General features: G+C 33.0%; 22 protein-coding genes. 9 read left to right on the top strand and 13 right to left on the bottom strand.

Annotated elements, in window-relative coordinates; translation table 11 throughout:
* The first annotated feature begins 23 nt into the window (after window positions 1-23).
* Window positions 24-1439 carry a GntP family permease gene (locus GXM21_RS00190; protein WP_008539178.1) on the top strand — a complete coding sequence of 472 codons (1416 nt, stop codon included), beginning with the start codon at window positions 24-26 and terminating at the stop codon, window positions 1437-1439.
* 23 nt (window positions 1440-1462) lie between these two features.
* Window positions 1463-2359, top strand: coding sequence for a DMT family transporter (locus GXM21_RS00185; RefSeq protein WP_008539179.1), 897 nt, complete (start codon window positions 1463-1465; stop codon window positions 2357-2359).
* Window positions 2360-2410: 51 nt separating this feature from the next.
* Here GXM21_RS00185 and GXM21_RS00180 read toward each other — a convergent pair whose 3' ends face one another.
* The 9 genes from GXM21_RS00180 to GXM21_RS00140 all read right to left on the bottom strand — a co-directional run bounded on the left by GXM21_RS00180 (window position 2411) and on the right by GXM21_RS00140 (window position 12973).
* The gene (locus GXM21_RS00180; protein WP_008539180.1) at window positions 2411-2980 is read right to left on the bottom strand and encodes a sugar O-acetyltransferase; all 570 of its coding nucleotides are present in this window, start codon (window positions 2978-2980) and stop codon (window positions 2411-2413) included.
* Between the two features lie 108 nt (window positions 2981-3088).
* Window positions 3089-4198, bottom strand: a complete 1110-nt coding sequence (gene tnpB, locus GXM21_RS00175; RefSeq protein ID WP_163604654.1) for an IS200/IS605 family element RNA-guided endonuclease TnpB — start codon at window positions 4196-4198, stop codon at window positions 3089-3091.
* 558 nt (window positions 4199-4756) lie between these two features.
* A complete protein-coding gene (locus tag GXM21_RS13105) occupies window positions 4757-6052 on the bottom strand; it encodes a sugar O-acetyltransferase (RefSeq protein ID WP_008539186.1) in 1296 nt (431 codons plus the stop codon).
* A gap of 85 nt (window positions 6053-6137) precedes the next feature.
* Window positions 6138-6761, bottom strand: a complete 624-nt coding sequence (locus GXM21_RS00165; RefSeq protein WP_008539188.1) for a flavodoxin family protein — start codon at window positions 6759-6761, stop codon at window positions 6138-6140.
* A 76-nt stretch (window positions 6762-6837) separates the two neighbouring features.
* Entirely contained in the window at window positions 6838-8784 is a 1947-nt protein-coding gene (iolD, locus tag GXM21_RS00160; protein ID WP_008539190.1) for a 3D-(3,5/4)-trihydroxycyclohexane-1,2-dione acylhydrolase (decyclizing), read from the bottom strand.
* Window positions 8785-9062: 278 nt separating this feature from the next.
* A complete protein-coding gene (locus tag GXM21_RS00155; protein ID WP_008539191.1) occupies window positions 9063-9872 on the bottom strand; it encodes a 5-deoxy-glucuronate isomerase in 810 nt (269 codons plus the stop codon).
* Entirely contained in the window at window positions 9872-10903 is a 1032-nt protein-coding gene (gene iolC, locus GXM21_RS00150) for a 5-dehydro-2-deoxygluconokinase (RefSeq protein ID WP_008539192.1), read from the bottom strand. Before iolC ends, GXM21_RS00155 begins: the two co-directional genes overlap by 1 nt.
* A 33-nt stretch (window positions 10904-10936) precedes the next feature.
* Window positions 10937-11782, bottom strand: coding sequence for a class II fructose-bisphosphate aldolase (locus GXM21_RS00145; protein WP_008539193.1), 846 nt, complete (start codon window positions 11780-11782; stop codon window positions 10937-10939).
* 27 nt (window positions 11783-11809) lie between these two features.
* Entirely contained in the window at window positions 11810-12973 is a 1164-nt protein-coding gene (locus GXM21_RS00140) for an iron-containing alcohol dehydrogenase (protein ID WP_008539194.1), read from the bottom strand.
* A 322-nt stretch (window positions 12974-13295) separates the two neighbouring features.
* On the opposite strand from GXM21_RS00140, the gene GXM21_RS00135 reads away from it, so the two are divergent.
* Window positions 13296-14051 (top strand): DeoR/GlpR family DNA-binding transcription regulator, encoded by a 756-nt coding sequence (locus GXM21_RS00135; RefSeq protein WP_008539195.1) that lies wholly within the window; start codon window positions 13296-13298, stop codon window positions 14049-14051.
* 151 nt (window positions 14052-14202) lie between these two features.
* Here the strand turns inward: GXM21_RS00135 and GXM21_RS00130 are convergent, their stop codons facing one another.
* Both GXM21_RS00130 and metA read right to left on the bottom strand, forming a co-directional pair.
* Window positions 14203-15408 (bottom strand): D-alanyl-D-alanine carboxypeptidase family protein, encoded by a 1206-nt coding sequence (locus GXM21_RS00130; protein ID WP_008539196.1) that lies wholly within the window; start codon window positions 15406-15408, stop codon window positions 14203-14205.
* A 29-nt stretch (window positions 15409-15437) separates the two neighbouring features.
* Window positions 15438-16370: a homoserine O-acetyltransferase MetA gene (gene metA, locus GXM21_RS00125; protein WP_008539197.1), complete on the bottom strand. Its 933-nt coding sequence runs from the start codon at window positions 16368-16370 to the stop codon at window positions 15438-15440.
* A gap of 191 nt (window positions 16371-16561) precedes the next feature.
* Between metA and GXM21_RS00120 the strand changes: the two genes are divergently transcribed.
* The 6 genes from GXM21_RS00120 to GXM21_RS00095 all read left to right on the top strand — a co-directional run bounded on the left by GXM21_RS00120 (window position 16562) and on the right by GXM21_RS00095 (window position 25111).
* Window positions 16562-18748 (top strand): Tex family protein, encoded by a 2187-nt coding sequence (locus GXM21_RS00120; protein ID WP_008539199.1) that lies wholly within the window; start codon window positions 16562-16564, stop codon window positions 18746-18748.
* Complete coding sequence (cobT, locus tag GXM21_RS00115; protein WP_008539200.1) at window positions 18735-20657, top strand: nicotinate-nucleotide--dimethylbenzimidazole phosphoribosyltransferase; 1923 nt, start codon at window positions 18735-18737, stop codon at window positions 20655-20657. Before GXM21_RS00120 ends, cobT begins: the two co-directional genes overlap by 14 nt.
* Window positions 20658-20715: 58 nt before the next feature.
* On the top strand, window positions 20716-21597 hold the full coding sequence (locus tag GXM21_RS00110; RefSeq protein WP_008539202.1) for a LysR family transcriptional regulator: 882 nt from the start codon (window positions 20716-20718) through the stop codon (window positions 21595-21597).
* 245 nt (window positions 21598-21842) lie between these two features.
* Window positions 21843-22517, top strand: a complete 675-nt coding sequence (locus tag GXM21_RS00105) for a TerC family protein (RefSeq protein ID WP_008539203.1) — start codon at window positions 21843-21845, stop codon at window positions 22515-22517.
* 160 nt (window positions 22518-22677) lie between these two features.
* A complete protein-coding gene (murA, locus tag GXM21_RS00100; protein WP_008539204.1) occupies window positions 22678-23943 on the top strand; it encodes a UDP-N-acetylglucosamine 1-carboxyvinyltransferase in 1266 nt (421 codons plus the stop codon).
* A gap of 76 nt (window positions 23944-24019) precedes the next feature.
* Window positions 24020-25111 (top strand): Coenzyme F420 hydrogenase/dehydrogenase, beta subunit C-terminal domain, encoded by a 1092-nt coding sequence (locus GXM21_RS00095; protein ID WP_008539205.1) that lies wholly within the window; start codon window positions 24020-24022, stop codon window positions 25109-25111.
* A gap of 47 nt (window positions 25112-25158) precedes the next feature.
* Here GXM21_RS00095 and rpsR read toward each other — a convergent pair whose 3' ends face one another.
* Window positions 25159-25392, bottom strand: a complete 234-nt coding sequence (gene rpsR, locus GXM21_RS00090; protein WP_008539206.1) for a 30S ribosomal protein S18 — start codon at window positions 25390-25392, stop codon at window positions 25159-25161.
* A gap of 14 nt (window positions 25393-25406) precedes the next feature.
* Window positions 25407-25853 (bottom strand): single-stranded DNA-binding protein, encoded by a 447-nt coding sequence (locus tag GXM21_RS00085; protein WP_008539207.1) that lies wholly within the window; start codon window positions 25851-25853, stop codon window positions 25407-25409.
* Window positions 25854-25875: the final 22 nt, after the last annotated feature.

Below are 25875 nucleotides of genomic sequence, written 5' to 3'. Positions count from 1 at the left end.
ATTTATACTTGGAGGTATTATTTATGGATTTAGCTATTATTTTTATTAGTTTATTATTATTAATGTTTTTTGCCTATCGAGGTTTTTCATTAATCTTTATTGCTCCAATATTTGCTGTTTTAGCAGCTATTACTAGTGACTATACTTCCATGCCTGTGTATAGTGAATTGTATATGACTAAAGCTGCTGAATATATTAAAAGTTATTATCCTGTATTTTTACTTGGTGCTGTCTTTGCCAAAATCATGGAAGAAGGCGGTCTAGCTGCTTCAGTTGCTGCTAAAATTGTATCTGTTCTAGGAAAAGAACGTGCCATCCTTGCTGTATTACTTGGTTGCGGTGTTCTCACTTATGGTGGATTAAGTGTGTTTGTAGTAGCTTTTGTTATGTATCCATTTGCTGCTATACTTTTTAAACAAGCTGATATTCCTAAACGTCTTTTACCAGCAATTTTGTGGATGGGTATTTTTACTTATAGTATGGTATCTTTACCAGGTACACCTCAAATACAAAATATTATCCCAGCTGCTGTATTTGGTACAACTACTTGGGCAGGTATAGGTCAAGGGCTACTTGCATCGATACTATTTTTTATCATAGCTTATGTTTGGATTTCTTACCGTAGTAAATCGCTTAAATCTAAAGGCGAAGGTTATGGCAAACATACTTTAAACGAACCAGAAAACAATAATGATGAACTACCTGATTGGCGATTATCCTCTATTCCTCTTTTAATGGTTATTATTATTAATCTATATGTTAGCAATCCATTTAACTGGTCTTGGGCTTTTCATTGGGATCAAAATAGTTTATTAGCATTTGCACCTTTAAAGCTCTCTTTGATTGCTTCAAGTGTTGCTAAAGTTCAAGCTATATGGTCTATCAATGTTGCTTTATTAATCAGTAGCATTGTCGCTGCTTATATTGGTCGTAAAAAATTACGCCGTTTAGGAGGCGTTATTCATCCAATAAATACAGGTGCTATTGGCTCTACCTCTGCTGTTTTAAATGTAGCTTCTGGTTATGCTTTTGGTTGTGTTATCGCTGCACTTCCTGCTTTTGCTATGATAAAGTCTGCTCTTTTAGGACTCTCTTTTGGTGATGGTCCTTTGTTCTCTTCTATCATTACTACTAATATCATGGTTGGTATTACAGGTTCCTCTTCTGCTGGTTTAATGATTACAGTAGGAACATTTGGTCAAGAATGGCTGACTTGGGCACAGCAAATTGGTATGTCCCCAGAAGTTTTACATCGTATTATCTGCATTGCTTCTGAAGGATTTGATACTGTACCTCATGCTGGGGCACTTGTAACTCTAATGGCAGTTTGTGGTCTCACTCATAAAGAATCTTATTATGATATTTTTGTACTTACATTATTAAAATTCTCAGTAGCTTTCATATGTTTAATCGCTTATATGTTATTTGGTTTAGTATGATTAAGTACTAAGGTATATATTCCATGTTAAAACAAACATATTTATTATTATCGCTTGCCACCATCTTTTGGGGCATCCAACCATTATGTATTAAAATTCTTGTACAAAATTGGACACCCCCTGCTTTAACTACTTTTAGATATTTATTAATAAGTACGATTTTATTCATAATTATCTATTTAAAAAAAGAACAAAAATTTATTCCACCTAAACATTGTATCGTTCCTCTAATCCTCATGGGACTGACAGGTATAGGCATCAATAATGTAGCTCAGTTTACAGGGCTTCAATATTCTAGTATCACTAATTGTACATTAATCGCCGCTACAGGTCCTGCTATTACAGCATTAATTGCCATGATATTCATTCATGAACGATTAAATTTCATCCAATGGATTGGTATTTTTATTTCTTTTATTGGTGTCATTTTCTTAATTACAAAAGGCTCTATAGATGTATTATTAAATTTTAATTTTAATCCTGGCGATACATTATTTTTTATTTGTCAAATCGTTTGGGCATTATATTCCATTTTAGGCCTAAAAATCATGAATTATTTATCTGCTATTGCTGTAACAGCTTGGTCGGGATTAATCGGTGCTATTGAAGTAGCAATCTATGCTTATTTCTCTGGACAGTTATATTACACACCACTAGATAGTTTAGGATATATGTCCTTTGCTTTTGTTGTAATATGTGGCGGTGTTGGCTCGATGTTATTTTGGAACATCGGTGTAAAAAATGCTGGTCCTAGTATAGCAGCTATTTTTTCTAACTTAACTCCTATTTTTGGCATGATCTGTGGTGCTATTTTTCTTAAAGAAGATATTGGTTATATTCAATTATCTGGCGCCTTATTTATTTTTTTAGGAGTATATATAACAACTCATAGTCAAAAAATCATCAAATGTTTCACGTGAAACATTTAAAAGCCTTAAGAAAAAAATTCTTAAGGCTTTTTCATTATCTATTTATTTTTTGCGAATTGGATTTATTTTGTCATCTTCTGTAATTTTTCTAATCACTCGACAAGGATTACCTACTGCTACTACATCATCTGGTATATCTTTTGTTACTACTGAACCTGCACCAATCACTGAATGTTTACCAATGCTTACACCTGGTACTACTGTTACTTTACCACCAAGCCAAGCACCATCACCGATATTAATTGTCTTTGCTTTTTCAATGCCTTCATTTCTAGCTTCTACATCAAAAGGATGTATAGCTCCATAAAGCCCAGATTTTGGCCCAATTAAAGCATGTTTACCAATATTGATTTCATTCGTATCCAAAAATACACCACTATGATTAATAACTGTATTATTTCCTACTTTTACATTACAACCATAATCACAAGTAAACGGTGGTATGATATTAGCATTTTCACCAAATTCTTTAACAATAGCTTTTGCTATTCTATCTTTATAAGACAAAGTATTTATAGTTATTCTGCTATATGCTTCTGTCTTTTTATTATTTTCTTGACGCATTTTCAACATAGAATAATCCATTGCATTATACCATTGACCAGCCATCATCTTCTGAACCTCCCACGACTAAAGTCGCAGAATTCTCGGTCAAGTATTCTAACGAATACAGTATCTCCGAGCTATCCCCATAGTTCCTACGGTTCTTGTATATGTTATTTATGCTATGTTTAATATTCTTAATCCTTCATTTCTAATATTTATAGCTGCATTTACATCCCTATCGTGATGTGTTTTACATTTAGGACAATTCCATTTTCTAACATTTAAGTTTTTTACTTCAATATTTTTATACCCACAAATATGACATAATTGGCTTGAAGGATAAAATTTGTCTATTTTGACAATAACCCTGCCAAACCATTTTGCTTTATATGTTAGTTGTCTCATAAACTCTGACCAACTAACATCAGCTATATTTCTTGCTAATTTATGATTTTTCATCATGTTTTCAACTTGTAAATCTTCAAGACAGATTACATCGTAATTTCTGATAAGTTGACATGTTACTTGATGTAGTAAATTATGTCTTTGATTGGCAATTCTATCATGCAATTTAGCCACTTTTACTCTAGCCTTTTCCCAATTTGAGCTTCCTTTTGTTTTTCGAGAAAGCTCTCTTTGGAGTTTAGCTAATCTAGTCAGTGATTTTTGCAAGTATTTAGGATTGCTATATTTTACTGCATCTGAGGTTATGACAAAATCTTTTATCCCTAAATCTAAGCCAACATATTTATTCGTTTTGATGAGTTCAGGTTGAGGCAGGTCTGTACAACATAGTGCAACGTAATATTTTCCACTAGGAGTTTGTGATACTGTCGCACTTAAAATTCTACCTTCTATTTGGCGATATTTATCTCTTGTTTTAATCTTGCCTATTTTAGGTAGTTTTATTTTATTTTCTAAAAATACAATGTTGTTATTTGTCATATTTGTTTTGTACGATTTATACCGATTCTTTTTAGATTTGAATTTAGGAAAGCCTGCTTTTTGTCTATTAAAAAAGTTTTTATAAGCTGTATCTAAATTCTTTAAAGCATTTTGTAAAGAGGATTTATCTGGTTCTTTGAGCCACTTTTTTTCTTTTTTTAATTGAGTAAGCTCTTTTGAACATTCGTTATAACTTATAGTCTTCTTATTTTGTTCATATGCTTTAATTCTTTTATCTAAAAAGTGATTATATATAAAACGTACACAGCCAAAAGTTTTTTGAAGTAAACACTCTTGTGTTTTGTTAGGGTATATCCTAAATTTATAAGCTTTTTCCATAATAAACACTTACTCTTTCTTCTGATTTTAGATATATTCTATAATTTATATCCTCTACCATGAATTACTTTCATACTGTCACTCAATATAATCATGACATATCTATAGTAATATAACAAGTGTTTATATATTTTAAATAACATATACAAGAACTCTAGGTTTTACTTTAGTCGTATTATGAGGTCTCGTTCATATAGAAACGCTACTTTCTATACAGTTCTCTTATGAACTTCCGTTACTTTCATAACGGCACAGACTATATCTTATCCCTCAGCTTTACCTGTTAGAGTCTGTCCACTTCCTCAGTCAATCGCTTACTGAGTACTTCCCTCAAGAGGAATAGTCGTTGAACGTTCTCCTTTTCGGAGCTTCGCTGCTGATTATCCATTTTTCAGCACTTAGGATTTAACCTTATGCTATATATCTGATTTTTTCTGCTTTCGCCACATTCACGCTTAACTTTATTTCATGTTTACGTTGTAGTTCAAATATCTTTAGGGTTTTCCAGCAATTCAAACAGTATTGGATAGCTCTTTGTCTATCTCTACGTACATATTTCTATATACGCTGACTATTTTGTTTGCCTAACTCATGATTAAAATCACAAGTGTGCGGCTTACAATAATCAAATTCACTTTTATTTACATCTTTTTGTTTTGCTAATTCTTCTTGATATTTCTTACTATCTTCTGCTGTGATTTTACGCAAAACTCTAGCAGGATTACCCACTACTATTGTATTTGGCTCAACGTCTTTTGTTACTACTGCACCAGCACCTACAATGGCATTTTTACCAATAGTTACGCCACCTAAAATAGTAGCTGAACCACCAATCCATACATTATCTTCAACAGTTATTGGCTTAGCATATACAAGCCATTGTTCACGTTGTTTAGCGTCAATTGGATGTATAGCTGTATAGAAACTTACTTTTGGCCCAACTAATACATTATCACCCAATTTTACCATCGCATTATTAAGCATGATACAGTCATAATTGATAAAGCTATTTACACCCATTTCTAAATGATTTGCAAATTCCATATAAAATGGACTATTAATCATAGCACCTTCATCTAATTTTGCCACAAAAGTTCTTAAGAAATCTCTACGACGCTGAATTTCACTATTAGATAATTTATTTAAAATCTCTACATAATGAACTGTATCTTTCACTATATTAAAAATAGCTTCATCTTTGGCACTATAAACATAACCATTTTCTTGTTTATATTTGCTATCTTTTGTTTCATCATCCAAAATCAAACTATTTATATATTCTCTGTCTTTATCATTTACCTGTCTAATTACTTTACAAGGATTACCTACAGCAATTGAATTATCTGGAATATCTTTTGTTACTACAGAACCTGCACCAATGACGCAATTTTCACCAATAGTAACACCTGGAGTGATGACTACATCTCCACCAATCCAGCTATGTGAACCTACTGTTACAGGAAGTGCGTATTCAGTTACTTTTTCCTTACGTAGTTCATAATGAATAGGATGACATGGTGTGAAAATATTACAATTTGGCCCCATATACACATAATCGCCAATCGTAACTTTTGCTGAGTCTAAAAAGCAACAATTGTAATTTATATATGTGTTATTGCCAATAAATACATGGTCACCATAATCACAACGAAATGGTGGCACAATATAGCTATCTTGACCTATTTTCGCTACTATTTTTCTTACTAAAGACATTACATATTCCGTATCAAAATGACTAACTCTACTCAATTCACTGACTAAACCATATGTTCTATCTTTTATATCAGTTAATTCTTGTTCAAAAACATCGTATAATAATCCTTCTTCTTGTAATTGTCTTGCTGTTTTTGTCATACAACTTTACTCCTCAAAATACATATTTATTCTTTTCTCTAGTTTAGCAAAAAAAGAGCCTTGATAACAAGACTCTTTTTTATTTCTAACGTATAAAATTAGTCATAGTACGTGGTTTTGTTTCTGGTGGATCAATCTTGTCTTTACTTGCTTCTATTACTTTCATTATCCAAGCCATATTACGAGCTAATTTTTGTACAACTTCAATGCCTTCAATATCTTGATTTATTTCTCCTACATCTAATCCATGAAGATTATTCCAATAATCTGCTGTTGGCATTATCATTTCCATGGTATTAAGATAAGCATTTAATTGCTGAAATGTTTCTAATGCTCCAGAACGACGAGCAGTTACTATAGATGCTCCTACTTTATGATGAAGTTTATGACCAGCAGCTAAAAAAGCTCGATCTAAAAAGCATTTCATTGTACCTGATATACCACCATAATAAACTGGAGATGCTAAGATTATACCATCAGCTTCTAGCATTTTATCAATCCATTCATTAACATCATCTTTTTGCACACAATAACTACTGCCAGTCTGTAAACAATGATAACAAGCTAAACATCCTCTTATCATTTTATTACCAACTTGTACAATTTCAAAATCTATACCATTGTTATTAAATACTTCTCCCATAAAATTTAACGCTTGTTCACAATTACCGCCTTTTCTAGGGCTACCATTAAATGCTACTACTTTCATTTTTATTACACTCCAATAAATCATACTAAAAAAGTCCCATAAAATTATGGGACTTTTATTCATTTTAATATTTCAATTAATATTGTCTAGCTTTTGCAAGTTCTACTTTAAGTGCTTCATATGCCTTACGAACAGTTTCACTCTTAGAAACTTGAGGCTGACCTACACGCCACCAATGACCATAACCATGAAGCATTGTTTTTGGTAATACTTTGATATCTATTAATGTAGATACTGTTTGTTTTTCAGCATCTTCTAAAGCTGCTTTTAATTCTTCTACAGTTGTTGCTTTATAAGTTTTGCAACCATAAGAAGCTGCATTCATCGCAAAATCTACTGGTACAAAGCCACCATCTAATTTACCAGTTTTTTCATTTCTGAAACGGAATTCTGTACCAAAGCTACCCATACCATGTTCAATTTCAAGATTATTAATACAACCAAATGTCATATTGTCAAATAACATAACATTAATCTTTTTATGTTCTTGAATAGACGTAGGAAGTTCAGAATGAAGCATCATGTATGCACCATCGCCAACCATAGTATATACTTCTTTATCAGGTTCAGCCATTTTTACACCTAAAGAAGCATTTACTTCATAACCCATACAAGAGAAACCATATTCAACATGGTAAGTATTAGGGTTATATACACGCCAACCTCTTTGTAAATCTCCTGGTAAAGAACCAGATGCACCTACTACAACGCCACCATTTTTAGCAACAAATTGATTAATAATACCAAATGCACGGCTTTGAGTTAGATAGGAACCTGTAATATTGTGGAATTCTTCATATACTTTATCTGTATCTAAAGCATCATCAATTTCTGGAACAAAATCTTTACCTGTATATTCTAAGTTGTATAAACGATCAGTTTCTGCTACATATTTTGCTTTAGCAGCAGCAATTTCTGTAGTATAAGAAGATTTCCAGCCAGTTTTTTCAAGTTCAGCATCAATAGCTTCAAGTGCTACTTTAGCATCAGCTACAACCTGTACACCATCTAATTTATATGCATGGAATTCAGAAACATTGATATTTAAGAAAGAAACTTCTGGATTTTGGAAAATCCATTTAGAAGATGTCGTAAAGTCTGTATATCTAGTACCAACACCAATTACAAGGTCAGCTTCTTTAGCAATTTCATTAGCAGCTATACAACCTGTTTCACCAAGACCATTTAAATTCATTGGATCATCCCAAACGATAACCCCTTTACCTGCTTGTGTTTCGCCAAATGGAATATTATATTTATGAGCAAATTCTCTAAATGTATCCCAAGCTTCAGAATATTTTACACCACCACCACAAATGAGCATTGGTTTTTTCTTAGCAGTGATTAATTTAATTGCATCTTCAACCATAGCTTTTGTTGCAGGACGGCGGTCAATGCGATGAACACGTTTCTGGAAGAAGTATTCTGGATAATCATATGCTTCACCTTCAACATCTTGAGGAAGTGCAATTGTTACTGCACCAGTATCAGCTGGATCAGTCAATACACGCATTGCATTGATACATGCACTCATCAACTGTTCAGGACGAGTAATTCTATCCCAATATTTAGATACAGCACGAAAAGCATCATTTGTACTAATAGATAAATCATGTGGTTGTTCCATTTGTTGAAGAACTGGATCTGGCTGACGAGTTGCATATACATCACCAGGTAAAAATAATACTGGTATGCAGTTAGCAGTTGCAGTTGCTGCTGCTGTTACCATATTTGCTGCACCAGGTCCTACAGAAGAAGTACATGCATAAATTTGTTTTCTTCTTTTTTGTTTTGCATAACCCATTGCTGCATGAGCCATACCTTGTTCATTACGACCTTGATGTACAATTAAATCACCTGGATCATTTTCTAAAGCTTCACCAAGACCAACAACATTACCATGACCAAAAATAGTGAAGATACCTTTAAACATTTTATTTTGTTTACCATCAAATTCGATGTATTGATTATTTAAAAATTTTACTAAAGCTTGTGCTACTGTAAGACGAACTGTATTTGCCATTATTATCTAATCCTTTCTTTTCCGATTGCAATATCTATTTTGCTTCTACGGGCAATATTTATCTTTATGTACATAAAATTTCGTTTTCTACCTTGCCTTTACAATTAATACTATAGCATATAATAAAAGAATACTATAGATATAATATTAACTAAAAAATAGGTTTATATTATCTTTTTAATAATATTTTATATTTTTAAACATTTTTAAAAACAAAAAAGCTATAATCTTGATAATTCAAAATTATAGCTTTTCCATTTTTCTATTTTTAATTTATTTTATTTCTTTAGAGGATCCCAAATTTTTGCTTCTGCTCCATCTTCTTCAAGCCAAGCATGTTCTTCACATACAATACGAGTTTTGGCCCAAGGATCATCTGGAAGATGTCTTATCATCCAGCTATACCACATAGCATAACCTGGAGCTGTTACCTGTGGATGTATATCACCACCAGGAATTGCTACATATGCATTAGTTTCTGTACGGAAGGTATCTTCACCAATAAAAGCTGCACCAAAACCTTGTGGACGGTCAAATTTATATACATATACTTCTGGCTGTGGATGAAAATGTGGTATATAACTAGACCAACGACCTGGGCTATTGATAACTTCACCATTTACCATATTAGAATATGGCGCATTTTCATAATCAAAAATTGTACGAACAGTTCTTGTTGCTGTACCGCTCCATACACCTCCACCGAAGACATCAGCTTGTACATCTTCTGGATAATAGAATTTAGGAGCAAATTTTGTATCGTTTTCTGTTTTTTGGATTAAAACCTCAGAATCTACTACAGCTTCTATAGTAACTTCTGTAGCTAATGGTACATGCAAACAAGTAGGATTTTCATCAAATAAAGAAGTACGTTTCATTACTTCTGTATTATTTTCCCAAGATATTTTTACTTCACCAGTTAAAATTACATAGGCAACTTCTTTTGCTTGTTCGTTAAAAGTAAGTTTTTCACCAGCACTCATAACTTGAATACCAATGTCCATCATCATATTGCTTTCACAAATAGTCGCACTATTATAACCATGTTTTAATTGTGCACCCATTTTACCAAATTTTGCTTCAGCCATTATAACACTACCTTCCATTCAACAGGAGTAATAACTTGTTCAGCTGCATGTTCTTGAATAAAAGCATCAATAGCTGGTGCATCTTGCATTGCTTCAGAACAGCTATGACTAGCAACAACCATAGCTGCATGTGCTGTACCATGACGAAGAGAATCTGCTAAGCTCCAACCTTCTAAAAGACCATAGATAAATGCAGAAGCATAAGCATCTCCACCACCAAAGGATTTTAAAAGTTTAATTTTATAAGAATCAACTTTAAAAGCTTCTTTATCTGCGCCATAAGCTACAGAACCTTTTTTACCATGTTTAATAATAACAATTTGATTACCATAATTTAAATATTTTTCTGCTATTTCATAATCTGCTACATCATTTTCTTCTGGTAAATATTCAGTTAAATTAAATTCTTCACGAGAGCCAATAATAACATCGCTCATGCGTCCAACTAAAGAATAGTAAACAGCAATATCTGCTTTACTTCTCCAGTTGTATTCACGATAGTCAATATCAAAAATAACTTTTGTACCATGCTTTTTAGCATAATTAATTGCCATAAGACAAGCTTCACGAGATGGGCTTGCTGCAAGAGCTGTACCAGATACTAATAAGATTTTGCTTTGTGCAATATATTCTTCAGACACATCTTCTGGAGTAATTACAAAATCAGCAGCCATATTTCTATACATCAAAATACTGCTTTCTGTTGGACTTTTAATTTCAGTGAAAGTAAGACCAAGTTTTTCACCATTTTTAGCTCTTACGATCTGAGTTGTATCAATACCTCTATCATTGAAGAAATTAATGATGAAATCACCAAATTGATCATCAGATACAGCACCAATAAATCCTACTTTTTTACCAAGTTTATTAACACCTACAGCAATATTTGCAGGGCTACCTCCTACATACATAGTGAAAGTTCTTACTTTATCTAAAGTACGATGTATTTCATTTGGGTTAAAATCAATAGCAGCTCTACCAATTAAAACTATATCCATTGGTTTATTTTGATCAAATTCTATTAAAGCCATGTTATTCTCTCCTTAATCTATATATTTGCCGAATTATAATTTATTTTTCAAGCCAAATATTTCCATATGTCTCATAATATTTTCACAAGTAGCATTTACAGCAGCATCACTAAATGTAAAATAATTTGCATCTGGATCTTCTTTTGCCACTTCTTTAAAACGTTTAGCTACACTATCATAAGAAGCAGTCGCTATATTTATCTTTTTAATACCACCTGCAATACAGTTTTTAAAATCTTGTTCTGTAAGACCTGTGCCACCATGTAATACAAGTGGACAACTAACTTCAGATGCAATTTCTTTTAATCTATCAATACGCAATTTTGGTGTTTCTTTATAATTACCATGAGCAGTACCAATAGCTACAGCTAAAGCATCTACTTTTGTTTCTTCTGCAAAGCATTTTGCTTCTTCTACACTAGTAAGTGCAATATCTACTGCTTTATAATCACCTTCTGCGCCACCTACACGACCGATCTCTGCTTCTACATCAGCACCATAGGATTTTGCCAAAGCAATTACTTCTTTTGTGCGTGCGATATTTTCTTCAAGAGGATATTTAGAACCATCAAACATTACAGATGTAAAGCCCAATTCAAGAGCTAATTTTATTGTTTCCATAGTTCCACCATGATCTAAATGTACGGCGATTGGCACAGTTGTATTTTTTGCTGCTGCCATCATGATTGGCCCTAAAATTTCTAATGGAGAATATCTAAGTCTTCCTTCTGCAATCTGAATGATAATAGGGGCTTGCATTTTTTCTGCTGCTTTTATTGCTCCCATTGCCATTTCCATATTTGAAACATTAAATGAACCAATTGCATAACTATTATCTTTTACAGAGCTCAAAAGCTCACTTAATTTAGCTAATGCCATAGTTTTTACTCCTTAATTATATATCAATTAAAATAATTTTTTGTAGATTTCAATGATTTCTTCTTTAGTTGGTTGTCTCATTGTATTTGCAGGGCTACCACTATCTAATGCATCTGTAGCCATTTTGTCTAATTGAGCTAAGAAATCATCTTTTGTAAATCCATTTTTATTTAAAATTTCTTCAACAGAAGGAATATTTAATTCTTTACAGAAACGTGTCACTTCAGCTACAAAAGCTTTAGCTGCTGTCATATCATCAGTTTCATCTGTTGCTACTTCCATAATACGTGCAATTTCAGCAAATCTTGCTGTATTTTCTTGAATAGCAAATTCCATACAAGCTGGTAATAATACTGCATTGGATACACCATGAGCAATATGGAACAATGCTCCAATTGGACGACTCATTCCATGAACAATTGTTACAGAAGAGTTATTAAATGCTATGCCAGCTTCAGTTGCACCAAGTGCCATCTGCATTCTAGCTTGTTCATTTTTACCATCAGCAAAACAAATAGGTAAATTTTTATGAATTTTTTTGATAGCAGATAATGCAAATGTATCAGAAAGTGGTTGTGCTTTTCTAGATGTATAAGCTTCTACTGCATGACAAAGAGCATCAACACCTGTTGCAGCTGTAACAGATGGAGGAGCTGTCATTGTAAATGCTGGATCAACTACTGCTAATGCTGGTAATACAGATGGACCTGCTAAAAGCATTTTTACATTATTTTCTGTATCAGCAATAATTGTAAATTGAGTAGCTTCTGAACCTGTACCTGCTGTAGTTGGAATAGCTACTAAATATGGTACGTTAACAGTTATTGATTTATGCATAAAATCACTGATTTTTTTAGCATCACTAGCTACCATTACACCAATAGCCTTAGCACTATCCATTGGGCTACCGCCGCCTAAACCAATCAAGAAATCACATTCATTTTCTTGATAAAGTTTTACACCTTCAGCTACCATTTTATCTGTTGGTTCACCACTAATACCATCATATACCACATATTCAATATTACATGCATCAAGAGCATTGGTAACTTTTGCAACATTACCAAATTGTACCATAAATTTATCAGTAACAATTAATGCTTTATTTCCTTTTCCTTTAATATTAGCACCTAATTCATTGATTGCACCTACACCAGATAAGATTTTTGATGGAACTAAAAACACGCCCATGTCTATTCAACTCCTTAATTATTAAAATCCAGCCATATAACCCGGATACAAAATATTAATTTTATGATTATTTTATGATTATCTTTTGATTATAAGTTAATACATTTTTGTAATTTTGTCAATAGATTTAATATATATTTTTATATATTTGAGTAACTTATAGAATATATAACTCTTATAAAATCGATAAAATCTTTGTGTTATAAATATCTTGAAAAAAACAAATAATAATAATATAATTATAAAAAATGATTAAATTAACCAAAATTTACCCATTTAAAACCATATTTTTTGATAATATTATAATTAGGCGGTGTATAAGATGAAAGCAACTCGTTTAAATGATATTGAAAACCTCTTAGAGGAACAAAATACTTTATCTATTAACCACTTATGTGAAATCTTTAATGTATCCAAAAATACAATTCGTAGAGATATTGCTGAATTAGAAAAGCGTGGTACCATCAAAAAAGTCTATGGTGGCATTATGCGAAATCAAACTAATATTCCAGAACCATTTGCTGCTCGCGAAATAAAAAATAAGACGAAAAAGAAACAGCTAGCTAAATTAGCTGCAAATCTTGTAGACGATAACGACATTATTTACATTGATTCTGGAACTACTACAATGCATATGATTCCATATTTAGCAGAAAAGAAAAATCTTACCATTTTAACAGCTAATGTTTATGTAATTAATGAAGCTTTTCATTATCCACAAATGAATATAATTGCTACTGGTGGCACTCTTTATCGCCCATCTAATGCCTTTGTTGGAGCAAGTGTTCTCCAATTTTTAGAAGGATTTAATATCTCAAAATGCTTTTTGGCTGCTACAGGTATTTCTATTGAAAATGGTGCTACAAATGCATCTCCAATGGAAGGAGATATAAAAAAATATCTTACAAGTAACAGTAAAACTAAAATTTTATTAGTAGATTCTACAAAAATAGACCAAGTTTCCTTAGTTACTTTTGCTAAATTAAAAGATATGGACTATATCATCTCCGATAATAAATTCTCCTCAAAATACAACGATTATTTCAAACATAATAATGTTCATTTAGTAACACCTTAAAAATAAAGCCTCCAGTTTTGATGTACACCCTTCTTACTGGTTTTGTTCAGTAAAGATAGTACATATCAAAACTGGAGGCTTTGTCTTTCTTACCTAAAAATAAAAACTCTTTGTTAAATATTAAAATCAATATTTAACAAAGAGTTTTTTATCAATATACATACTTTTCTAATGATGGGTTTAATTCTTCTGATGTTGTTATCTCAGTTGTATTCATATCTGTTGTTACATCAGAAACAACTTCGACATTTTCTTCACTACTATTATTTTCTTTATACTCATCATTACTTATATTATTGTCTACATCACTAGATACTTCTACTTTTGTATTTTCAGCTACATCTACATCTTTTGCTTTTGTTTGTTGTGCTGTATCTGCTACATCTGTTGTTTTATTATTTAAGCTTTTAGCTTTGTTGACAATTGCAGCATCTAAAGCTGCTAAATTTTTATTTGTTTCTCTACTGTGTTTTATTCTTTGTTCTGTAATTTTATTTAATTTAATTACATTTTGTTTATTCACTACAGTTTTATCTTGCAATTCACTAGGGTCATAGAAGCTAAAGCCAAATTCAAGCCAAACTGGTGCATCGTCCCAACGATAATCATCATTGTAAAATACTGCAATCAAAGTTTTTTGCCCACGTGTAGCTGAAGCTACTAAGCAATCTCCTGCTGCATTTGTAAAACCTGTCTTTATGCCATTAGCACCTTCAAAACCACTTTTTAAAAAGCGATTTGTAGTAGTTACATATTCAGTATGACCATCCATATATTTCATATTATATGCTTTTTTACTTACTATTTCTCTAAATTCAGGCTTTTTCATAGCATAACTTGCAATAATTGCCATATCATGAGCAGTAGAATAATGACCTTGAGCTGTAAGTCCATGAGGATTTAGAAAATGCGTATTTACTGCCCCTAGTTCTTTTGCTTTGTCATTCATCATTTTAGCAAATGCTGGTACACTTCCCGCTACTGTTTGCGCTACAGCTACGGCTGCATCATTGCCAGATACTATCATCATACCAGTCAAAGCTTCTCTTAAAGTTATTTTATCGCCTAATCTTAAACCCAAAGAAGAAGGCTCTGTATTCACTGCTTCTGGCGTTATCACTAATGGCTCGTCTAATTTGCCACTTTCTAAAGCTAAAATGGCTGTCATTATTTTTGTGGTACTAGCAGGATGCATTATTTTATCTTCATCTTTACCATATAATACACCATTATCATCAGCATCTATTAAACAAGCTGACACTGCACTTGTATCAGGGTTAGGCAAGGTCTTTGCCAAAGCTATATTGCAAATCAATAAACATAAGCTAAAAATTATAGCTATCTTTTTTAAACACATAAAAATAAACGCTTCTCTCTTTATCTAATTTATTTACGTCTAGGATTTTGTTTAAGTGTATCAATATCATATGGAGTTTCCTGATATACATAATAGTTAAGCCAGTTATTAAATAATAAGTTAGCTACACTTCTCCATCTTACAATCGGCTCTTTTGTTGGATCATCATCAGGATAATAATTGATAGGAATATGCATATCCATACCAGCTTTTATATCTCTATCATATTCGCTTTTCAAGCTATATGGATCATATTCCGCATGACCTGTAATGAAAAATTCATTATCTTTCAAATTAGCAACAATATAAACTCCTGCATCGCCTTCTGCCATAATAGTTAAATCTTTTACTTTTTCAATATCTTCTCTTTTCATACCGATATGACGAGAATGTGGTACATAGAATTCATCATCAAAACCACGGAATAATTTTTCATGTTTTACATTTAAATGATGTTTATATACACCAAATACTTTTTTAGGTTCATAATATTTTTTTATACCATAATGATGATAAAGTCCTGCAAAAGCACCCCAACAAATATGGAAAGTAGACCAAGCATGTTTTCTGCTCCAATCCATAATTTCACATACCTCTTTCCAATATGCTACTTCTTCATATTCCATACGTTCAACAGGTGCACCTGTGATGATAAAACCATCATAATATTTATCTTTTACATCTTCAAAAGTACCATAAAATTGAGATAAATACTGTATTGATGTATGTTTTGGTAAATAAGACTCTGTATAAATAAAATCTACTTCAATCTGTAGTGGTGTATTACCTAAAAGTCTTAATAATTGCGTTTCTGTAACAGTTTTATTAGGCATTAAATTTAAAATTAAAATCTTGAGGGGACGAATATCTTGTGTATAAGCTCTTTCGGTATCCATCACGAAAATATTTTCGCTCTCTAGTATTTGTGAAGCTGGTAATGTACTTGGTATTTTTATAGGCATATTTTCTTATCCTCCCACTATTATTATAAATTTTATGTAATATCTAAAAACTTTTTGCTATGGCGTTAATTCTATCACAGCGATAAAACCTCGTCAATTAAGATTGAGTTTGACTCTTGAGCTTTTATCTATAACTTTTTTTTCATATTATATGATATAATTACTAATAACATTTATTAAGGAGACTTTTTATGCTTGAACAAAATATCACAGCTTATCTAGCAAATCTACTTAAACTAAAAACAAGTCAAATAAATGCTGCTATAAAGCTCATAGACGAAGGTAATACAATTCCTTTTATCGCACGTTATCGTAAAGAAGCAACTGGCGATATGAAGGATGAACAACTTCGTGATTTAAACGATAAGCTTATTTATGTACGTAATTTAATTAAACGTCAAAATGAAATAAAAAATAGCATTGAAGAACAAGGAAAAATGACTCCTGAACTCTCCTTGGCTATAGATAAAGTAGAAAAACTTCAAGAACTTGAAGACATATATCTACCATATAAACAGAAAAAACGCACTCGTGCTATGATTGCTAAAGAAAAAGGTTTAGAGCCACTCGCTCAATTTATCTTGAAACAAGAAGATAGCTCTGAAAAACTTGAAGACATCGCCTTGAAATATTTAAATGATGAAGTAACTTCTAGCGATGAAGCACTCGCTGGCGCTTCTGACATCATTGCCGAAACTATTTCTGATAGTGCGGATATTCGTGCTAAACTTCGCCAACACCTCTGGCAAACTTCTTCATTGAGCATTACTAGAGATAAAGAAGCTGACAGTGATGAAGCTTTTCTCATGTACGAAGATTATACAGAACCAATTAAACATCTACCATCACATCGCATTTTAGCTATCAATCGCGGTGAAAGTAAAGATATTTTAAAAGTAAAATTAATCAGTGATATAGATAAAGATATTGCTATCATCACTAAATTTATCTTAAAACAAAATAGTCCATACAAAGAATTTCTTACAAATGCAATCATTGATGCCTATAAACGTCTAATCTTCCCTGCACTTGAAAGAGAAATTCGCAATCAGCTTACGGAAACAGCTCAGACTCAAGCAATCCATGTATTTGCTTCCAATCTCAAACAATTGCTCTTACAAGCACCACTAGCTGGCTATACTGTAATGGGACTTGACCCTGGATATCGTACAGGTTGTAAAATGGCAATTGTCGATGCTACAGGACAAGTTTTAGACCATGGTGTATTATATATCACTATGAGTGATGACGCTAAAGCAAAATCTGCACAGAAATTATTAGACTATATTCGAAAATATAAAGTAAATTTAATCTCTATCGGCAATGGTACTGCTTCTTATGAAACAGAAGAATTCGTAGCTAATTTAATCAATGAACATAAATTACCTGTTCATTATTTAATCACTAACGAAGCAGGCGCATCTGTTTATTCTGCTTCCAAATTAGCTGTAGAAGAATTACCTGAATATGATGTAACTATTCGTGGCGCTATCTCTATCGCTCGTCGTATTCAAGACCCATTAGCGGAACTTGTAAAGATTGAACCTAAAGCTATTGGCGTCGGTCAATATCAACATGATGTCAATCAAAAAGAATTAGCTAATACTTTAGATGCTGTTATTGAAGCTGCTGTTAACCATGTAGGTGTAGAACTAAATACAGCTTCCGCTGCTCTTTTAAAACATATTGCTGGTATCAATGCTACTGTAGCTAAAAATATCATTAAATATCGTGATGAACATGGCATATTTACTTCACGTAAAGAACTATTAAAAGTTTCTCGTCTTGGACCTACAGCTTATACTCAATGTGCAGGATTTTTGCGCATCAATGGTGCTACTTGCCCACTTGATAATACGCCTGTACATCCTGAATCATATCCTCTTGCTGAGCAAATATTAGCTGAATTAGGATTTTCCCTTGAAGATTTAACCGATAAAAATAAATTAGATTTACTTAAGGCTAAAATCAAATTAGTAGATATAGATAAATTAGCTACTAAATTAAATGCTGGCGTTTTTACTGTTAAAGATATCTTAGATGCTCTAACAAAACCAGGCCGCGACCCACGTGAAGATTTACCAGCACCACTTACACGCCAAAATATCATCAAATTAGAAGATATCAAAGTGGGTACTATCATGCGTGGTACAGTTCGTAATATCACTGATTTCGGTGTTTTTGTTGACATTGGTATCAAGACTGCTGGTCTTATTCATATCTCTGAATTAAGCAATAAACATGTAAAACACCCATTAGATGTTGTATCTGTTGGTGATATTTTAAATGTTTTAGTCATCAGTGTAGATGCTAAACGCAATCGCATTGGCTTAAGCCTTAAACAAGTAACAAAGGAGAACAATAATGTCCTTGCTTAATCAAACTATAAAAAAAATCTTACCACCAGATCAAAGAGCGATTAAATTTGTTGAAAATAAATTAGCTCAAACCATGACAAATGCAGATGGTCTTGGTGAGTTAAAAAATCTATTATTGCGCTATGTAGGTATCACAGGTCAAATTCACCCTGAAATTCCTAAAAAATTCACTATCATAACTTGTGGCGACCATGGTGTTGCTGAAATGAATGTCAGCGCTTATCCTCAAGAAACAACAGCACATATGACTAAAAATTACCTTATTTCTAAAGGTGCTGTAGCCAATTGCATGTCTAATTTTTGTGGTTCTGATATGATAGTTGTAGATATGGGTATCAAAGCTCCCGTTGATGATATTCCTGGATTAATCGACCGCAAAATCGCTCATGGCACACAAAACTGTGCTAAAGGTCCTGCAATGACTCGTGAACAAGCAATCCGTGCTATTGAAACTGGTATAGAACTTGTAAATGAATATGCTAAACAAGGATATCGCTGTTTTTTGCCTGGAGAAATGGGCATCGCTAACACTACATCAAGTGCTGCTATGGTAGCTTGTCTTTGTAATCTAACACCTAAACAAGCAACAGGTAGAGGAACTAATATTTCTGATGAACGACTTGCCATTAAAATTGAAGTAGTAAAACAAGCTTTAAAAGTAAATAAACCTGACCCTAATGATGGTATTGATGTCATTAGTAAATTAGGTGGCTTTGAACTTGCTTGTATCACAGGCATAATATTAGGTGCTGCCGCTAATCGTTGCTTTGTCGTTTTAGATGGCTTTAATACAGGCTCAGCTGCTTTAGTCGCTCAAGCTATTTGCCCTGAAATAACAAATTATCTCATGGCATCTCATTTAGCTGCTGAACCAGCTCATAACGCTATTTTAAAGAAATTAAATCTATCTCCATACATGGACTTACAATTCCGCTTAGGCGAAGCTACAGGCTCATCTATCGCTGTTAATATCTTAGACTGTGCTATTGAAGCTTATCAATCTGTATATCAAGCAGCACTTGCTGAAACAGATAAATTAATCCGCCCTAACATTCCTCAAGCAGATTTAAATACAAAGACCACATTATTAAAACGCACTCGCAATATTCCAGCTTTAGACGCGGATATCCAAAAACAATGTAGATTTCGCATTGATAATCTGACTAAACCTATTTATAGTTTAGGTAGATTAGAAGAAATAGCTGAACATATATCTGGTATTGTAAAAAAAGTGAAACCTACATCTGTACGCAAAAAAATCATTGTTTTAACATCTGAAAAAAGCTGTAGTATCGTACAACATCGACTCACTCAATCATTTGCTCATCATGCTAATGCAGATTATCATTTCACTGCTATTCCACAATCCAATCTCACAGAAAAGACATTATCCTTCAGTCTGTTACAAGGTATAAGTTATGGCTCTAAAATCAAAAATGTTGAAGTTTTAGGCATAGCTTGCTGTGAAACTCATCCTAAAGAAATTTGTGGTACATTTAGCTTAAATATTCAACAACAATTATGTCTACCTAATGGTGATTTACGTTACGGTAAACGCGGTTTTCTTTCCTTAACACCTACAGAAGATTTACAACAAATCGCTTTTATGGCAGGTATCGCCATAGGTGCTGCTAGCAATGGTATATTGACATTATCTGATGATTTAGTATCCACTATCGCTTTAAAATACGCTTTAGTTTTAGCTCCTGCTATCAATCCTTATCTAATGTTTATATGTCCTGATTATTTAGATTTAAATATAACTACAGGCGGTGGTTGTATCTGTAGCTTGGGCATGAAATTAATTGACGCATCACTTCAAATGATGAAAGATATGAAGACATTTGCTGAAGCAGGCGTTGCCATAGCTACTGATGGACCTGGAGCTGGTATTCAAGTAGATAAATAAAATGTTTCACGTGAAACATTTTTAATTTTAGATTTTATAAATACAAAGAGGAGTAATAATGACACTTAGACATTTAGCTATATTTATTAAAGTTTGTGAAGAAAATGGTATTACTGCTGCTGCCAAAAAACTTCATATGACTCAACCATCTGTTAGTCAAGTTATTCAAGAATTAGAAGCACATTATCAAACACTTCTATTTGAACGTTTAGGTCGTCGCATTTTTATTACAGAGGCAGGTCGTAGATTATTACGTTATTCTCGCAATTTGATCAATCTGAACGCTCAAACAGAACAAGCTATGCGTGCATTTAATGAAGTATATCATCTTCGCATTGGTGCTAGTATCACCATCGGCAGTAATTTTCTCATTGATTTAATTCAGCATATTTCCCATAATGGTTCTGGCAAAGAAATCTTTTCAGAAATTCATAACACCTCTGAGCTTGAAGAAATGCTTTTAAATGATAGCTTAGATTTAGCTTTAGTTGAAGGTGAAATCCATTCTGAATACTTGATTACTAAACCTTTTATGAATGATGAATTAGTCTTTATCATTGGACAAAATCACCCATTAGCTGATAAAGAAATCACTCTTGAAGATTTAACAAAACTAAGATTTTTCGTTCGTGAAACAGGCAGTGGAACTCGTGAATTATTTGAACAAGTAATGCACAGACATAATATTTATTATCAAACTGCTGGTATTTACAATAGTATGGAAGCTATAAAAAAAGCTGTCATCAGCGGTTTAGGTGTTTCTGTAATCTCCACTGAAGCTATCAAAGATGAATTAAAAGAAGGCAAATTAAAAACTTTTACTATGCCTGAACTTGTATTTAAACGTCAATTTAATATTGTTTATCATAAAAACAAATTCATACCACCAGAAATGCAAGAAGTAATTGATGAATGTTTACAATTATCATCAAATAAATAATCATTACTTTTTAAAATAAATTATTTCTATTCTCATTGACAGATTTTATATTTATCTATTATAATAATAACGATATTAAAAGGGAGTAACTTCCTTGTGTTATTGTCAACAATCACTGTAGCAATCGCTTCTGGCAATAACGTCGATTATTTTCGATAAGTGAGACTTTTAATACGCATATAATTCATGTGTGTATTAAAAGTCTTTTTTTGTGTTCAAAAGACTTTTAATGGAAGGAGCAATTTATGGAAATCTTATCTACTCAATTTTTATTAGCTTTAGGTTCTATTATCTTACTTGATTTAGTATTAGCTGGTGATAACGCTGTAGTCATTGCTATGGCTTCTCGTAAATTACCAGAAAACATGCGTAAACGTGCCATTTATATTGGTACTGCCGGTGCTGTAATAATTCGTGCTATCATGACTTTAATTGCAACATATTTATTAACCATTCCTTTTCTACAAGCAATCGGCGGTCTTATCTTATTGCCAATAGCTTTCAAATTGTTAAAACCGGAAAAACACAATCTTGAAGATACAAATTCTCTTAGTGCTTCTACTGGTTTTGCCACTGCTATCAAAACAATTATCATTGCTGATGCTGCTATGGGCATAGATAATGTATTGGCTATCGCTGGTGTTGCTCATGGTAATATGGTGCTTGTATTATTAGGTTTGGCTATTAGTATTCCTATCGTTGTATGGGGTAGCCAAATCATTTCCAACTTAATGGATAGATTACCTATCCTCATCACTCTTGGCTCTGCTATCTTAGCTTATACTTCTGCTAGTATGATACTTCATGATAAAATCATTGGTAATTTCTTGTTATCTTTAACTGAATATATGAATTATATTCTACCTGTTCTCTTTATCGGAGCAATTATCGTTTATAGCCAAAAAGTAGCTAAAAAATAAAATATATCTAAAAGCTCTATTAGTTATCAAAAAATTAATAGAGCTTTTTTATTTTTACTCTAAATCACTTTGTCTATAGATAATATATATAATTTCTTATTGCTATACATAAAGGTAAATGATAAAATAATAAAGATATAAGTCTTGTGGAGGATGAAAATTGGAAAAGTTGATTATACATGGCGGTCATGAATTGCATGGTCGTGTAAAAATTAGCGGTGCAAAAAACGCTGTACTGCCTATTATTGCAGCAACTCTTCTGGCCCAGGATAAGCCATGTGTTTTAGACGAAGTACCTTATTTAAACGACGTCTGCACAATCGCTGAAGTTCTGCGTCAGCTTGGTGCTAAAGTTGATTTCAATCGTCAACAACATACATTGTTTGTTGATAGTACTGTTTTAAAAACAGTTGATGCACCATATGATTTAGTACGTAAAATGAGAGCTTCCTTTGTTATTATGGGACCTCTATTAGCACGTTATGGAAAAGCTAAAATTTCCATGCCTGGTGGCTGTGCTATTGGTACTAGACCTATCGATTTACACCTCAAAGGTTTTGAAGCTCTTGGAGCTGAAATCGAAATCGGACACGGCTTTATCAGTGCTACTGCACCAAATGGGCTAAAAGGAACTAGTATTTATCTTGATTTCCCAAGTGTCGGTGCTACAGAAAATATCATCATGGCAGCATGTATGGCTGAAGGTCAAACTATACTCGAAAATGCTGCTCAAGAACCAGAAATTATCGATTTAGCTAATTTCTTAAACATCATGGGAGCTAAAATTCGCGGTGCTGGTACAAATGTGATCAAAATTACAGGTGTGCCAAAATTAATTGGTCATAACTACACAATTATTCCTGACCGAATTGAAGCTGGAACCTATATGGTGGCTGTAGCCATGACTGGCGGAGATATCTATATAGAAAATGCTATTAGTGAACATTTAAAACCTGTTATTGCAAAATTAAATGAAGCAGGAGTTAAAATTGAAGAAGATATCGATGGTATCCGTGTTAGCTGTAACAAGCGCCCCAAAGCTATCGATATTAAAACTCTACCATATCCAGGATTTCCTACAGATATGCAAGCTCAATTTATGGCAATGCTCACTATTGCTGATGGTACAGGTCTTGTTACAGAGACTGTATTTGAAAATCGTTTTATGCATGTAGATGAATTAAAACGCATGGGAGCTTGTATTAAAGTTGATGGACGCACATCTATTGTTGAAGGTGTTCCTTCATTAAATGGTTGTCAAGTAAAAGCTACAGACTTACGTGCTGGAGCTGCCATGGTACTTGCTGGTTTAGTTGCTAATGGCGAAACTGAAGTATCTTATATTCATCATATTGATAGAGGATACGATAATCTCGTAGAAAAATTATGTGGATTAGGTGCAGACATTTGTCGTGTTGATAACTAAAAATTGTGTGTACATAAATAGCCAAGATAGTCATCATCTATCTTGGCTATTTTGGTATAACAAGGAGGTTTTACTTATGCTGTGCTCAAAAAATAGTTGTACTGGTTGTTTATCTTGTCAAAATATCTGCCCTAAAAATGCAATACAAGTAATCACCGACAAGCAAGGTTTTTGGCAACCTCAAATCGACAACGAAAAATGTATTAATTGTGGATTATGCCATAAATCTTGCCCCGTATACTTCAAACCACATAATGAAGAAAACTTAACTGAAATCTATGCTTGCTGGCATAAAAATCCGCAAAAGCGTCAACAGGCAGCTTCAGGAGGATTATTTACCGCTTTAATGCTACAAGCACTATCCCAAAATTTTTATGTTTGTGGCTCAACTTTGACTGATGATTTAAAATCCAAACATATCATCATCAATAAAATCGAAGATTATCCTTTATTAATTGGCTCTAAATATGTACAGAGTTTTATTGGAACAACATATAAGGATATCCGTAAATTATTACTTCAAGGCGAAAAAGTATTATTTTCCGGTACACCTTGCCAAGTTGCTGGTCTATATGCTTTTCTCAAAAAACGCTATGTAGGTCAATTATTCACAGTTGATTTACTTTGCCATGGTGTGCCTTCACCACAGATATTCAAAGATTATCTAAATCATTTAAAATCCACACATAATGCCAATGTCATTGATTTTAAATTTCGTGAAAAACCAGGCTGGCGTCGCTATCAAGTAATCGCCAAATTTGATGACAACAAAAAAGATATTTCTTATAAAGATACTAATGAATATATCAAAGGATTTTTAAAGGGAAATTTCCTCAGGAGTTCCTGCTATAATTGTGCTTATACGAATTTAGATAGAGTAAGTGATTTAACTATCGGCGATTTTTGGAATTACTTCTCTGATAATGTAAACAGCGAAGATATTGATGATGATAAAGGTATTTCTATGTTATTAATCAATACGCAAAATGGCAAATCATTATTTACTAAAGCTAAAGAAGATTTAATCTATTTTGCTAAAGATTTTCAAAAATCTATTGAAAAAAGCCCTCGCTTGCATAAACCTACAAAAAAACCAGAAACATATGAACAATTTTGGCAAGACTATGCTCAACACGATTTCAGTTATATGTTAAAAAATTATTTTTAAATGCAAAAAAGCCGATATCAAATGATATCGGCTTAATTATCGCTAAATTATTCAGCTGTGAAAGGTAAAAGAGCGATGTTACGAGCTCTTTTAATTGCAACTGTTACTTGACGTTGGTGGCAAGCACAGTTACCGGAAATACGACGAGGTAAAATTTTACCACGTTCTGTAATGAAACGACGGAGTTTTGCTACGTCTTTATAATCGATATGTTCGATTTTATCAGCGCAGAAGCTACAAACTTTTCTTTTTGGTCTTCTGTTTCTATCGCGTTTAACCAATGTTGTTACCCTCCTTAAAATGGTATTTCTTCGTCAGGGGGTACTTCAGAACCGAAAGATGCTGCTGCTCCACCCATCATTGGAGATGAAGTCTGCATTTGTGCACCACCGAATTGCTGTGTTGGTGCTGGAGCATTTGTTGGTCTAGAACCCATAAACTCAAGTTCTTGGGCTATGACTTCAGTAACATAGCGTTTACTTCCATCTTGTGCATCATAACTGCGAATCTGAATGCGACCTTCAATCAAGACTTGACTGCCTTTTACTAAATTGTTGCCACATACTTCAGCTAATTTATCCCATACTACGATAGGAATAAAATCTGCTGTTTGTTGTTGATCAGCACTACGACTAAATCTACGGTTCACAGCTAAAGTAAAGCTTGCCACCGCTTTTCCTGTCTGCGTGTAACGTACTTCTGGGTCACGCACAAGACGCCCTGCTAATATTACCTTATTCATGGTAATTTCCTCCCTGGCAAAT

Origin of the sequence: Megamonas funiformis, from assembly GCF_010669225.1 — a bacterium.
GTDB classification, from domain to species: domain Bacteria; phylum Bacillota; class Negativicutes; order Selenomonadales; family Selenomonadaceae; genus Megamonas; species Megamonas funiformis.
The sequence above is the reverse complement of the archived record's forward strand: the minus strand, read 5'-3'. Positions and strand labels throughout refer to the sequence as shown.